This window comes from Acetobacter sp. JWB (assembly GCF_003323795.1).
Lineage (GTDB): Bacteria > Pseudomonadota > Alphaproteobacteria > Acetobacterales > Acetobacteraceae > Acetobacter > Acetobacter oryzifermentans.
In genome coordinates, this window is sequence record NZ_CP030871.1 from 698477 (window position 1) to 711872 (window position 13396).

A 13396-nucleotide genomic window follows, 5' to 3' on the forward strand; every position below is an offset into this window, starting at 1 on the left:
CATGGCACGGGCACGTATGGCAGACGTTCTGCGCAAACAGATCATTGTCTCTGCGCGTGCAAGTCTATCTTCTGCTGCTCTCCATAAAGCAGCTGCTGATGCCTGCCGTGCCAATCGTGATGAACTGATTACATCCGGACATGCCTCCAGCACATTCCGCACGGCTGTAGATGGGCATGTGGGTGCTGATGAAGAAAGCGTGAATCTGGATGGTGGCATTGTCCGCTATGTGTTTTCCTATCTGGCGCAGGCCGTGGCATTTGCCCTGCAGTATTGCCAGACGCATTCGCCAGTACGCAGCGGAGCGTATCGTGACAGTTGGGCTGTGCGTGTGAATGGAGAGTGGTGGACACGTCCGGCCGCCACCATTCAGCCGGGTAGCACGGTGGAAATCGTGAATACCATGCCCTATGCCCGCAAGATTGATACGGGTGGGCAGATTACCAGTGTGCCGCCTGGAATAGTGGAGGCCGCACGGCAAGCGGCTATGAAACAATATCCCACACTCAAAATTGCCCGCAAATTCCTGTCCTTGTCAGATGGACGCGATGCCCGTGGCGAACGCCTGCCATACATCCTGAAAGCGCAGGGAATCGAAAGCGGCCTGACATTTTCCAAGAAAAGCGGGTTTGAACATCTGCGTAAGCCACGCCGGAGCAACCGCAAGGATCGGCAGGCCGGGCAAGTCATGACGTATCCTGCTCTTGTGCTGACGGAGCCTTCCAATGGCTAAAGTTTCTGAGGTTATCAATGAAGTCATCACCCGTTTTGTGGTGGATGATCAGACTGCACAGCCCACGGAAGCCGCTGGTGCACGCATAGATGCGCTACAGGATAAATCTGACGCGCTGGCAGAAAGCGGCAAGCGCATTGGGGAAGCATTTCAGGAAGGTCTGGAGGCTGCCGGATCTGCTGCAAACAACACTGTTGAAGCCGTTATATCCGGCACCGGAAAGCTGGAAACCAGTGCGGGGCGTCTGAAGGATAGCGTAGATCAGATTACCCACGATGTGCAGCTGGGTGCAGAGAATACAGAAAAAGCCCTGTCCGGTATTGGTGAAGCTGCCGAAGATACGGTTACATCTGCGGACAAAATTGGCACGTCATTCAAAGACAGCCTGAGCGATGCCACCAAATCTGCTGAAGATCTGGTGACGGTTATCACCCGTAGCGCCACCAGTGCGGATAAGACCTGGCAAAATTCGGCTGCACGTACGGGGGACAGTATTTCCAAGATCCAGCGCCAGATCCGTCTGGCACAGGATGAGTATGACCGGCTGGATGCCCGTGGTGTTGAAGCCATTGGAAGCGGCAGCACCAGTCCGGAAGATGTTACGCGCGTTCTGGATGCCCAGCGGGAAAAGATTGATGCTCTGGTGCAGCAGGAAGCAAAGCTGCGTCTGGAACAGACTGCTACGGCAGAAACCTTCACCAAAATGGGTGAAGATGGTTCCAGCGCGTCTGCCGTTCTGGAAAAGCTCTCTGCCGCTGAAATGGCAGAAGTCATGTCCCTGCGTGAGCTGCGGTCTGCCTTTGAAAACAACCTGCTGTCCCTGAACGGATACCGCAAGGGCGTGCAGGATATCACGGCAGATTATGCCGCCATGCAGCGTGCATCTGATGGCGCTCTGTCCAGTATTGCCAGTTCCTACCAGAGCAACCTCAACAGCAATCTGGGAATCAGCCTACCCAGCAATGATCTGAGCGCATCTCGTTTGGAGGATATTACCGGCGCATTTGCTGATGCCGATGCCATCCGTGCCAAGATTGTGCCATTGGCTGCTGCGGAACGCGATTACGCAAAAGCGGTTGCAGAAGCTGATAGTGCTCTGGCAACCGACATCATCAAACAGAAAGAATATGATGCCTATGTTGGCAAGGCTACAGATAGCCTGAACCGCCAGAAAGCTGCTTTTGGTGGGAGTGCCGCCGCAGTCAAGCTGACCTCGTTTGAAATGGGTATTCTGGCAGACGAAACCCATAAGTTTTTCGATCAGGTTATGGCTGGTGGCAGCCCATTGCAGGCCGCGTTCTATCAGGTGCCCAATATGGTGCAGGTGATGGGCGGTCTGGATGGTGCTCTGACACGCGTGATCGGCGTATTGACTGGGCCGGCTGGCCTTGCCGCGGGAGCAGTTGCAGCAGGTGCAGCCATCTTTGGTATGGGCAAGTATGCGGAAAGTGAGCAGGAAAGCCTTGCCCAGCTTTCCACACATCTGCGCGCCACGCGGGCTGATTATGATGATATGTCCAAATCTGCTGAAAATGCCGCCCGTGCGCTGCATGATCAGTATGGAGATATCTCGCTCTCAGACAGCCGCAGCACGGTGCAGACCATTGCTGCTGTGCCCACGGTGGATGCCAGCCAGATTCAGCGCCTGACAGCAGACAGCCGGGATCTGGCTGCCGTTATGGGCACCACAGTTCCTGAAGCCGCCAAAACACTGGCAGCGGCATTGGAAGATCCTGCCAAGGAAGCACAGGCGCTGTCAGATCAGCACTTGCCCGGTTTCAACGCTGGGTTGGTGCTGAGCGTGCAGCATATGGTGCAGATGGGCCAGCAGGCTGATGCCGTTTCTCTGGTGATCCAGAAGCTGGAAAGCGCCATTCATGGGGCTGCCGATCAGGGCCTGACACCGTTCCAGACTGCATGGCGCAAGCTGAGCGATGAAATGGGCGGTGCATCCAGCATTATCGCAGCTGAATCCCGTAGCATTGGAGATCTGTTCGTCTCCATGGCGACTGAGGGCATCAACGCTGCGGATGATCTGGTCAAGCACCTTAAAAAACTGCCTGATGAGCTCAGTAGCATTTGGAGCAGCATCAAATCTGGATCATCTAGCGGCTTTAGCTGGCTGGAAGGTAAGATTGAAAGCCTGATGCCTGCCAACGTGCAAAAGCTCATGGCACAGGGCAACACGCCAGATCCTACATTCTCCATGCCTACCAACACAGCGGCAAACCATAGACTTGTGCATGATGGCGGCATTTCTGCTGTGCAAAGCATGATCAATCAGGTGGCACAGGAACAGCACCTGAATGGTGATATCACCAGTCTGATGCACGCCATAGCACCTGCGGAAAGCAGCACGGGCCAATACCTGAAAGGTCAGTTGGTGCGCTCCAGTGCCGGTGCCATTGGCGCCATGCAAGTGAAGCAAGACAACGCGGCCGGAAATGATCTGACAGATCTGCACGGAAATGTTTCTGCCAGTGCTCAGCTGCTGGAGCACCTATACACCAAATATGATGGTGATCAGACACTGGTTGCCATGGCCTATAACTGGGGAGAATCTAACCTAGACCGCTATTTGAAAAGCGATGGTGATCCTAGCCGCATTCCTGCGGAAACCATGGATTATCTGGCAAAAACTACAGAGGGCGTGCCTTATGGCGCTGTCACATCTGCAAACATGCAGAAATCTGTGGATAGCGTGGTTTCGCAGGGTGATACTGGAGTAAATGGCCAGCGTGATGATCTCACGCGCTCTCTGGTAAAGCAGGAAGGTGCTCTGGATACTGTCAATAAGCAGTATCAGGCTGGCATTATTTCCCAGAAAGAGTGGTCTGATCAAACAAAGGTTATTCATGATCAGATAGACGCTACCAGCGCCTCTCTCGCCAATCTGCGTGATCCCTTGCAGGAAGTGGATCATTCGCAAACGCTAGCCGCACAAAGCGCATCTGCCTTAACGGGCTATGACCGGCAGATGGTCAGCGTGGCGCAAGAAGTTGACCAGGCGCAGCTTTCTCTCAACGGCACGCATGCTTCTGCTGCCCAAATCATGGGTGCGCAGGCACGTGAGCAATCCATTCTGGCGGATCAGTGGAATGCCAGCGTAACTTCCATCAGTCGTCAGGCTGATGAACAGGATGCAGTTAATACGGCCTATGCACAAACATCTACGTCTCTTGATCATGTCACAAATTATCAGAAGGCATATGAAGAGGCATTACAATCATTTGACCCTCACAGCACATCGTTCACGCAGCATGTAAATGAAATGACGGCAGCTCTGGACAAGCAAACTGCCACACAAAAAGAACAGGCACTGATTGGCCAGACATGGCAGAATAAAGATCAGATCAGCTTGTTGCAGGCAGAAACTGCCTCGCTTGGCCAGAATGATGATGCACGTCAGAAAATGCTCACGCATATGCAAACAGAGCAAGAGCTGGTGCGCAATGGTGATTCTCTTACAGATACCAGCACACAGACCTATCTGAAAAGTGTGGATGCCTTGTCTGACGCCACGGCGGAATATCAGCATGCACAGCAGACACTAGATGATTTCACTGGAAGTCTGAGTGACATGACGGATCAGCTTTCTGATGGCGTTGTGCAGGGATTTCTGCAGGGCACGTCCAGCGGGATGTCCTTCAAGTCCACCATGCAGGGCATTGAAGCGCAGATTGTGTCCATGATTGCAAAAATGGCGCTGATCAATCCTCTGCTGAACAGTATAGATGGGGGAACACGCACAACCCTGTCTGATTTCAACAATATGTTCAGCAAGATGGGTTCTGCTTCAGGTTCTGGAAGTGCGCTTCAGGATGATAACCTAAATGCCATTTCCCAATCCGGCTGGGCCATGTCTCCAGAGGAAGTGCAGCAGGAAAAAAAGCAGCTTAATCAGTCAAGCAGTTTTAGCCTTTCATCCCTGTTCAGTGGCGGGATTGGGAACGGTGGCACTGAAAGCCTTGGTGGCGCCCTCAATATGGGGATGGGCATGCTAGGCGGTTTTGCCGCAGGCTCTTCCCTAAGCAAACTGCTGACAGATAAGCTGTTTGATGGTTCAAAAAGCTCTGAAGTCGGTGGGGAAGTCGGTTCGGGCGTTGGCTCCATTGTCGGTGGTATATTTGGTGGCCCATTGGGATCTCTGGTGGGTGGTTCCGTTATTGGTGCCATTGGGGATGCCATTGGCAGCCTGTTTGCAAAAAGGAGCAAAGATTATCAGTATGTTTCTGTGGATAATGGGCAGTTGGCAATCAGCGGCCATGTGTACAAGGATATCCATGGAAATGACACGGTAGCATCTGGGCTTCAGACCGATCTGGATAGCATCAACAATGCATTCGACTATACGGGCGTATCCGCGACAAACACAGATACACTCGGCAAAGTTGGCTATTCCAAGAAGGGGAAGAAAAAAGATACCTACAGCCTGACAGATCTGCTGCCTGATCTGGATCTGACCAGCTCTTCAGCCAACATGAATCTGGAGCTGAAGCAGCTCATGCCGTCCAGTTTTGATAGCGTGGACACGTTCACGCAGGATCTGGAAAGCCTGAAAAGTCTTGCGGACGAACTGGACAGCATGAAAGTGTCTGTCTCGAAGTTTGATGATTCCAGCCACGTCACGGTGGATCATTTCACCGGCTATACGGGAGATATGGCCAAGGCGCTTTCCACTCTGGATGGAAAAACGCTGAGTGTTGACGATCTGCAAAGCCAGTTTCAGGCCATTGAGGAGTTTGTGGGCACCACAATGCCGGGGCTGCTGGATGTCACGGCATCCGGCTCCGAAAGCCTGATGCAGCAGGTGGATGATCTGAAGGCCAAATATCAGGATGCCGCCAACACGGCAGCATCCTACGGTCTGGATGCTCAGGCGCTGCTGGATAAAGGCAATGCCATTGCTGCTGCCATGATTGCCAATGAGCAAACCACGCTTTCGCAATCTGATCAGTCCGTGCAGGCACGTTATCTGTCTGCCACGGGTGATCAGGAAGGCGCAGATCTGCTCAATCAGCAGGTGAGTGCGGCGCAGGAAATCCAGCAGCTACAGGATAACTGGCGCAGCTTCCTAGGTGATAACTTTGCCGATAACGTTACCTACCAGCAGCAGCTTGCAGATCTGGAGAAAACCCAGAATGCCGAGCGGTTGCAGATCCAGCAGGAGTATCAGGAAAAGGCTCTGGAGCAGCAGGAAGAATATCAATCTGAAGCAAATGAGAAGCTGGAGTCTGTTTTTGACAGTCTGGACACCTATGAAAAAGGGCTGACCACATCAGACGCTTCGCCATTATCGGTGGCGGATCAGTACAAGGCGGCTAATGATAATCTGCATACGGATTATCAGGCTGCTCTGGGTGGGAATTATGATGCCCTGTCTGCGCTCCAGACTGACATGCAAAACTTCCTGTCTCTGTCCCAGAAATTCAATGGTGGCGGGGCAGCCTATGTGTCTGATTTCAATATGGTGCAAACCATCGTCAAGGCGCTGGGTGGCATGGATCTGACCAAGGTGCAGGCCGATGTGCTGAATAAGATCCAGCAAGGCCAATCTAATCAGACGGAAACACTGGCCTCGCTTTTGCAGGATCTTCTCAAAACGTCTGTGGCACAGCTGCAAGAAACACGCTTTCAGGCGGAAAAATCTTCCGCAGCCTAACGGGATATCACCACAATGCAGCAACGCTGTTTTCTGGGAACGCTGGCCTTCGGGCCTGCGGCTTCCCGCACGACCACATGCCTGTCTTCTGGCGGGTATGTGGATGTTGCCACCGGCACGAAATATCCGCCCATTCTGGCAAGCCTGCCTGATGTGGACAGGGAACTGGATATTTCAATTTCCGGTAGCAGCATGACGCAATCGTTCGGGCAGCTTACGGTCAATCTGTCCGATGGCGTGGCTGATAGCATGAACGTGCGCAACCATACCGGAGATCTGTCCATCCTGACCGGCCTGCGCAGCTATGACATGGCACGCGGCTGGTGGGTGGATCCGGCACTTTCTGCGTGCCAGCCTCTGTTTACCGGATCTGCCACCGCATGGCGCACCGGAGCCACGCAAGGCACGCTGACACTTTCGGGGCCTGCCGTGCTCTCGCGCCAGTTGCCACTGGCAACCTATGCCGGAACGGGCGGCGTGGAAGGTGGCTCAGACCTGACAGGCCGGGTGAAGCCGCGCCTGCGGGGTTATGCTTTCAATATCACGCCGGTCTGTGTGGATAGCGTCAATCAGATCTATCAGGTGTCTGATGCACCGCTTTGGATGGGCACGCAGGGCACTCAGCCGGATCTGACCGTGCTGGAAGGCGGCGTGCTGGGGGCGTGGTCTGCGCCGGCAACAGATGGCAGCTGGGCCTATGCTGGCATGGTCAGTGATATCACGACCGCAGATCCGGCCGCAGGCACCTATGTGGTGGAAAGTTCCAGCCGGGGCGCGTTTTTCCGGTTGGGTGGCACGCCGGTTTATACCATTACCTGCTGGGCCACTGGCGCGATGCCCGATGGCACGTATGTTTCCAGCCTGCCGGATATCGTGCGGCAGGTGCTGGTGCAGGATATCGGCATACCGGCGGCATCCATTTCCAGCACATGGGCAGATCCGTTCGGCAATGTGGATAGTGCCGCCGGTGCGTTCTGGGATGGCTCTGACAGCTATACCGGGAATGACATGATCACCGCGCTCTTGCAGGGCAGTATGCGCAAGCTGGCTGTTGCGCGGGACGGCACACTGAAGCTGATCGGCATTACAGACAGCTTTTTGCAGCTTGTGCCGCACCAGTGGGAAAAGCTGGCGGTGCTTCCGGATGAGGTGATTGACATCAAGGAAACGGATCTGCCGTCCGAACTGGCGCTGCCTCTCACCTGCGGGCGTTGCACCTATAGCCGCAATTATACGGTGATGAGCACCAGCACCCTCAGCCCGAAGGCGGATCTGTCCACCCTGCGCACACAGCGCAGTGCTGTCACGGTGGGCACGGATAGCCCAACGGTGGAAGTGGTCAGCCCGCCTGAAGTGCTCACCAGCTTGCGCACGCAGGCCGGGGCGCAGGTGGTGGCAGATGTCATCAACAAACTGTGGACGGTGGCAGACCGGCGCGTGTTTTACGTCACGCTGCCGTTTGAACGCCTGTTTGATTTTGAAATGGGGGACGAGATTGTGCTGTTTGCCAATGTAGACGGCCTGCGCGATGGCCTGGGCGGTCTGGTTGTCGGTGAAAGCTGGCGCGGCTCCAGTGCAGGCCAGTGCGTGCTGACGGTGCTGGTCTGATGCAGAATTGTGCTTTCGGCCTGAACAATCTGGTCAAGACTGCCAGCCTGAGCGGCTCCAATTCCTTTTATGCGGGCGTATCCGCTGCCAAGGATTTCTCACCCAATCAGCTGGCTACAGACCAGGGCAACACCACGGCGGCGTTCTGGTCTGTTGGGGATGGCAACAGAACGGCATGGTTTCAGGCGCAATGGGGCAGTGCCCAGACCATGCGGGCCTTCTTTGTAGGGCGCACCAACCTTGGCCAAGCCGCAACCTGGCAGCTTGTGGCCAGTTCTGGCGGCAATACGGTGTATTCTGCCTCTGGCAGCTTTGCCACGTTGGGTGGTGTTGGCCCGGTGCAGATGGTGCATGTGGCACCGCAGGACATTCAGGCCGATACGGTCAAGATCACCGTCACCAGCAATGGCAGCGCATCGGAAAGCTATATTTCCCTGTCTCTGGCCTATATCGGGCCGGTGTGGCAGCCGGTGCGCAACATGAGCACCAAGAGCACCACCGGGCTGGATAGTTCCGTGACGGTGAATACCGGCATGAGCGGGGCCGAGTTTGTCACGCCGGCATGGATGCGGCGCAAGGCTGTGGTGGATCATGAATCTCTGGATCTGGCAGATGTGCCGGTGCTGGAGCAGATCCTGCTGCTGGGCGCATCTGGCGCGAATGTGCTGTTTGTGCCTGATCCGGATGCCGATGGCCCCACGCTGAACCTGCGCAGCCTGTTTGGTCGCGTCCAGCGCGGAGATCTGAGCAACCCCTATGGCGCTGCCCTGCGGCAGCAGACCAGCTTCACCATTACCGAGCGGCTTTAAGCCGCTTTTTTTATGCCTGAAAGGAAGAGTGTCATGCCTGATGATGTGGTGCGGCAGGATGAATTTGTTGCGTTTGAAACCAGCGTGAACGGCAAGTTTTCTACGCTGGAGACTGGCATTGCCAATATCTGGACGGAACTGAAGCGGATCAACAACCGCAAGACCTGGGTAAATGGCGGCCTGGTTATTTTTGGCTCTGCCCTGGGCAGCGGAATTGTCCAGGCGTTGCAGCATATGCACCCGTGACAACCGAAAACCGGCTTTTGTAAACCTGACCACGAAAACCTGCCAACGTTTTAGCCCACTGCAAAGGGCTGTTTTCTGCGGGTTTTGTGCTCCGGTGGACTAATCCGGGCAAGATCACCTGTAAACTCGTCCATGTTGAACAGATATGTGGATGCCTTACAGCTTTTTGACCGTAAGGCGGTTCCATATCTCAATAAGAACTACGGATACGAGGGGGAAGCAGATAAATGCAATCCATCCTGTTGTTGTCATCCTATCAATCCATTCAACGTTTGTTGGCCAAGTTTATGTAACCTTATTCCACCAGCGCTAAAGCTGACTAGGAACAATACATATATATACCATGGCTGTGTATGTGCAGGACTTCCAAACGTTAAATTCACTAATGGAGCTAACGCACCGATAGTGAAGTAGGATGTTCCCAAAGTATTCAGGGCATTAGCGCGTAGCTTAAGCCGCTCATTATGAACAAGTTTCTCAGTAGGCGTCATGCGCCTCATCAAATGTGACCGTCCGAGTCTGGTCAATCACATTTTGTTTCCACTCCGGCCGCCATTGAGCGGCCTTTTTTGTATCCGGAAAATTGATGAATGATCCGATCCTACTGGCGGCAGATCTGTGCCGCCGGTCTGAAGGCTTGCGCCTGCGCCCATATGTGTGCCCGGCCGGGTATTGGACAATCGGCTATGGCAGCCGGTTTCTGGCCAACGGGGCCGCCGTAACCGCCAGCACCGCACCCATTACGGCTGAATATGCCAATGCCTTGCTGCAAGGCACGCTGGCCAAGCTGTTGCCGCAGATCCTGCGGCTGGTGCGTGTGCCGCTGACATCCGGCCAGCAGGCCGCACTGTTGGACTTTACTTACAACCTCGGATTGCCAGCACTTGCGGGATCCACACTGTTGAAGCTGCTGAACGCAGGGCAGGGGAATGCCGCCCGCAATCAGTTGCTGCTGTGGAACCACATGCACCGCAATGGCCAGCTGATCACTGTGGCCGGCCTGACGTTGCGCCGGCGTGCCGAATGGCAGCTGTGGGCCAGCTGATCCGATTCCTGAAAAATTCCTACTGAAAGTGACATCATGTTCATGACTGAACGCGAACTGAACCGGCTGGCTGATCTGATTGCAGAGCGGCTGGAAAAACGCGGCCTGTGCATTGCTGCACCCCGCAATGGCCAAGCCCTGCTGGTGGAAGACGTGGACATCAACACGCTGCCCAGCAGCCTGCGCGGCGCACAGGGCTGAACAGCCAGAAACCCCAGATTTTCACACATACAGGGCATGCGCAGCGTGCCCGAAGGGTAGATCCATGAACCTGTCCCGTATCAGCGCATATCTGCGCCAGCCCACCACGCTGTTTGCCCTATCCCTTATTTTGGGGGATCTGGTAGCCACGTGGTTTAACGTGATTCCGGCCGGTGGCTCTGCTGCCATGCTGATTGCTGCATTGCCTCTGCTGGGCAGTGATAACAGCGGCATTATTGCAGCCCTTCTGGCCAACAAGGCGGATCTGGAAAAGGCGCTGAATGCAGTGGCCGCCCATAAGGACATTGGCCCCACGGCTGCAAAGGTGATTGCCGATGCCGTGCCAGCCAGCACAATTCTGGCGGCCGCAACATCTGCCATTGCTTCTTCCACTGCTGAAGCAGCACCCAAGAAAAGCAGCGCGGCTTCTGCCGTGGCGGGCGTCATGCTGCTTGGTCTGGTTGGCACCAGCTTGATGGCGTGCGGATCTGACCAGCTAGTGCAGCGCCAGCAGTCTGTTTACGGCCTGAGCCTGTCTTATGCCGCAGCAGCCCAGCTTGCGGCTGACTATGAAAAGAACCCGGCCGCAGATCCGGCTGTAGTAGCAAAGCTGAAACCGGCCTTCCAGACCGCGCATGACCAGATCAAGCCGCTCGATGAGGCTGCGGCTAAAGGTGATCCACTGCCTGAAGCTGCGGTTGAAGCGGCGCAGGATGCGCTAGACGCAGCCCGCAAGCTGCTGCCTGCCAGCAAGTAACCATTTTCCCGGCGTCGGGAAAATGATCCGCAAGGGTGTCGGTATTACTGGACACCCTTTTTTATTGCCTGCCAAAAATGGCAGAAAATCAAGGAAAAACTATCATGAACTACGCAAGCATTGCCATTGCTGCGGTTGAAGCCCTTGTCGAAAACGGCCCGGTGATCGTGGAAGATATTTCCGCACTGCTGAAGCCGCTGAAGGAAGGCCGTGCACCCACAGCGGATGAATGGGCCTTTGCTGAAAAGCAGCTTGATGCTGCTAATGCCTCTGTGCAGGCTGGGTGACGTCTGGCTACAAAAGCTAACTGGTTAGGCCTATGGCTTGCCGTAGCATATCGTTAACGCGCCCTTGCCAACCAGGGCCGTCCTGTTTCAGCCGGTCAATCAAATCGGGGTCAAGACGAATCGATACAAGCTTCTTTGTGGGAGCTTTTTGTGGCCCTCTTACTCTACGCTGTGCTGCTAATGCTGGCACAGCTACAGATGCAGGTTTGGCATTGAGAAAATCTTGATCCGTTAGCTCGGGGTTATCTGCATCTTGCAAGATGCCCTGATTGATCAGGGCATCTTCTTCATCCGTAGGCATGATAAATTCAGGTTTGCGCGGCATAAAGCTTTGCCTCCCGTTTGTTGGCCTTTCGTAGGCTGATGATGCGGACAATGCGTGTTTCAATGCTGAAAACCAGCACATGCAGGCGGAGATTGATTGGGGCAATAGCAACAAGGCGGGGCTCGTTTGCGCTACGACTTGTCATGACAAAAGCCACATCCCATTCGAAGTCTTCAGCATCAGCAAAATCAACGCCATGCTTGGCGATGTTACTTTGACGCTTTGCTTCGTCCCAATCGTATCTCATATAAATTGTATATACAAACAGACAATTTAAGGCAAGCAGATTGTATATATATTTTGCTTAATTTAAGGGGCTTGCCGAAATCATTCGTGGAAGCAGTAATAGATAGACCAAGAGCCGCCATAGGTAGCGGACAGGCTCTTGGCTATCAGCTCTATATCGCAAGTATGATCAGATAACGATACCGTACCTTATATATAAGGTACGGGCGCATAAACGCGGTATTGTGTTCACATGATAAAGTGAGCACTGTTGTTTATGTCTATTTTTCAAGGGAAAGTCTGGTCGGAGTGAGAAGATTCGAACTTCCGGCCCCTGCGTCCCGAATACATGGTCTTGACTGATGGAGAGATGATAACGCGCCAATGGAAAAAGCTGCCCGGCACTGGCGGGGCTTTCTATTTCCTGCAAGGCCACAACATCGGCATGCAAATGGGTGGCATAGCTGGCAAGGCTGGAAATATCAGCAGGGGTGCGGTGGGGGATATCTGGCGGGGCCTGTGCATAGCCGGGGTGAGCCGGATCAAGCAGCCAGTCCAGATTCCATGTGCTGAGTTTAAGTGTATCTGCTGCGGTTGCCGAAGTAAAACACAGGCAACACGCAGCAATTACAAAACCACAAAAGAAAAGAGCAGGGCTTTTAGGCGGCTTTTTCTTCCATCTGTGTAATAACGGCTTTAATCGGCAGGCTTTTGCGTGTTTGTTCATCCAGCACCGTAATTTCACCGGAGCCGATATCATAAAACCACCCTTGCAGGAACAGTGTGCCCTTTGCCAGCCCAGCAGCTACCGCAGGGTGCGTGCGCAAATGGGCCAACTGCAACAGCACGTTTTGTTCTGCAACAGAACGCACGGTGGCGGGGCCAACATCTTCGCCCGTAAAGGTGTGCAGGGTGGCCGCACGGGCGGCTTCTGCATTGCGCAGCCATTTGCGCACGGTGGGCATTTTATCCAGCCCGTTTTTTTCTGGTTCCAGCAGGGCCTTCATGGCGCCGCAATCAGAATGGCCGCACACAATAATGGTAGAAACCCCAAGGCCCAGAACAGCGTATTCCACTGCGGAGGACACACCACCCAGCATTTCACCATATGCAGGTACAAGGTTGCCAATATTGCGCAAAATAAACAGATCACCCGGCCCTGTCTGGGTGATAAGGTTGGGGTTAATGCGGCTATCTGCGCATGCAATAAACAAAGCTTCCGGGGCTTGCCCTTTTGCCAGATTGGTAAACAGTTCTTTTTTGGCAGGAAAAATTTCGGTGTTGAAGTGCTCAACCCCACGCAGCAGGGAAAGAAGGCTGCTTCTGGCTTCAGAACATGAGGGCATATAAAAACTCCGGCAAATTATTATGTCGGTTCACCCTTGAAACAAAGGGCTTCAACAATGGTGACGGTTAAATAACGGCAAAACAACCTTAAGAGTTTTGCACGCAGATGAAAAAAAATGCCACCCTCTGTTGGAAGGTGGCATTTTGCGTG

The 13396-nt window shown here is 54.2% G+C and carries 13 protein-coding genes; 9 read left to right on the forward strand and 4 right to left on the reverse strand.

Features of this window, described 5'->3' with window-relative positions; all coding sequences use genetic code 11:
* Position 1 precedes the first annotated feature (1 nt).
* The 9 genes from DS739_RS03365 to DS739_RS03400 all read left to right on the forward strand — a co-directional run bounded on the left by DS739_RS03365 (position 2) and on the right by DS739_RS03400 (position 11348).
* Complete coding sequence (locus DS739_RS03365) at positions 2–733, forward strand: hypothetical protein (RefSeq protein ID WP_006117348.1); 732 nt, start codon at positions 2–4, stop codon at positions 731–733.
* Entirely contained in the window at positions 726–6395 is a 5670-nt protein-coding gene (locus tag DS739_RS03370; RefSeq protein ID WP_114012459.1) for a phage tail length tape measure family protein, read from the forward strand. The genes DS739_RS03365 and DS739_RS03370 overlap by 8 nt, the downstream gene beginning before the upstream one ends.
* A gap of 15 nt (positions 6396–6410) precedes the next feature.
* Positions 6411–8003, forward strand: coding sequence for a hypothetical protein (locus DS739_RS03375; RefSeq protein WP_006117346.1), 1593 nt, complete (start codon positions 6411–6413; stop codon positions 8001–8003).
* Entirely contained in the window at positions 8003–8812 is an 810-nt protein-coding gene (locus DS739_RS03380; RefSeq protein ID WP_035354364.1) for a hypothetical protein, read from the forward strand. The genes DS739_RS03375 and DS739_RS03380 overlap by 1 nt, the downstream gene beginning before the upstream one ends.
* A 33-nt stretch (positions 8813–8845) precedes the next feature.
* A complete protein-coding gene (locus DS739_RS03385) occupies positions 8846–9058 on the forward strand; it encodes a hypothetical protein (protein ID WP_003628621.1) in 213 nt (70 codons plus the stop codon).
* Positions 9059–9644: 586 nt separating this feature from the next.
* Entirely contained in the window at positions 9645–10103 is a 459-nt protein-coding gene (locus tag DS739_RS03390) for a lysozyme (RefSeq protein ID WP_035354359.1), read from the forward strand.
* A gap of 42 nt (positions 10104–10145) precedes the next feature.
* Entirely contained in the window at positions 10146–10304 is a 159-nt protein-coding gene (locus DS739_RS14125) for a hypothetical protein (protein ID WP_162784330.1), read from the forward strand.
* A 64-nt stretch (positions 10305–10368) separates the two neighbouring features.
* Complete coding sequence (locus DS739_RS03395) at positions 10369–11061, forward strand: hypothetical protein (protein WP_006117341.1); 693 nt, start codon at positions 10369–10371, stop codon at positions 11059–11061.
* Between the two features lie 104 nt (positions 11062–11165).
* Positions 11166–11348, forward strand: a complete 183-nt coding sequence (locus DS739_RS03400) for a hypothetical protein (RefSeq protein ID WP_231621279.1) — start codon at positions 11166–11168, stop codon at positions 11346–11348.
* Positions 11349–11364: 16 nt separating this feature from the next.
* Here the strand turns inward: DS739_RS03400 and DS739_RS03405 are convergent, their stop codons facing one another.
* From DS739_RS03405 to DS739_RS03420, 4 genes are all read right to left on the reverse strand, one after another.
* Positions 11365–11673, reverse strand: a complete 309-nt coding sequence (locus DS739_RS03405; protein WP_035354354.1) for a BrnA antitoxin family protein — start codon at positions 11671–11673, stop codon at positions 11365–11367.
* On the reverse strand, positions 11657–11920 hold the full coding sequence (locus tag DS739_RS03410; protein ID WP_006117339.1) for a BrnT family toxin: 264 nt from the start codon (positions 11918–11920) through the stop codon (positions 11657–11659). Before DS739_RS03410 ends, DS739_RS03405 begins: the two co-directional genes overlap by 17 nt.
* 168 nt (positions 11921–12088) lie before the next feature.
* Entirely contained in the window at positions 12089–12625 is a 537-nt protein-coding gene (locus DS739_RS03415) for a hypothetical protein (protein ID WP_240190202.1), read from the reverse strand.
* The gene (locus tag DS739_RS03420) at positions 12558–13244 is read right to left on the reverse strand and encodes a carbonic anhydrase (protein WP_006116364.1); all 687 of its coding nucleotides are present in this window, start codon (positions 13242–13244) and stop codon (positions 12558–12560) included. The genes DS739_RS03415 and DS739_RS03420 overlap by 68 nt, the downstream gene beginning before the upstream one ends.
* Positions 13245–13396 lie beyond the last annotated feature (152 nt).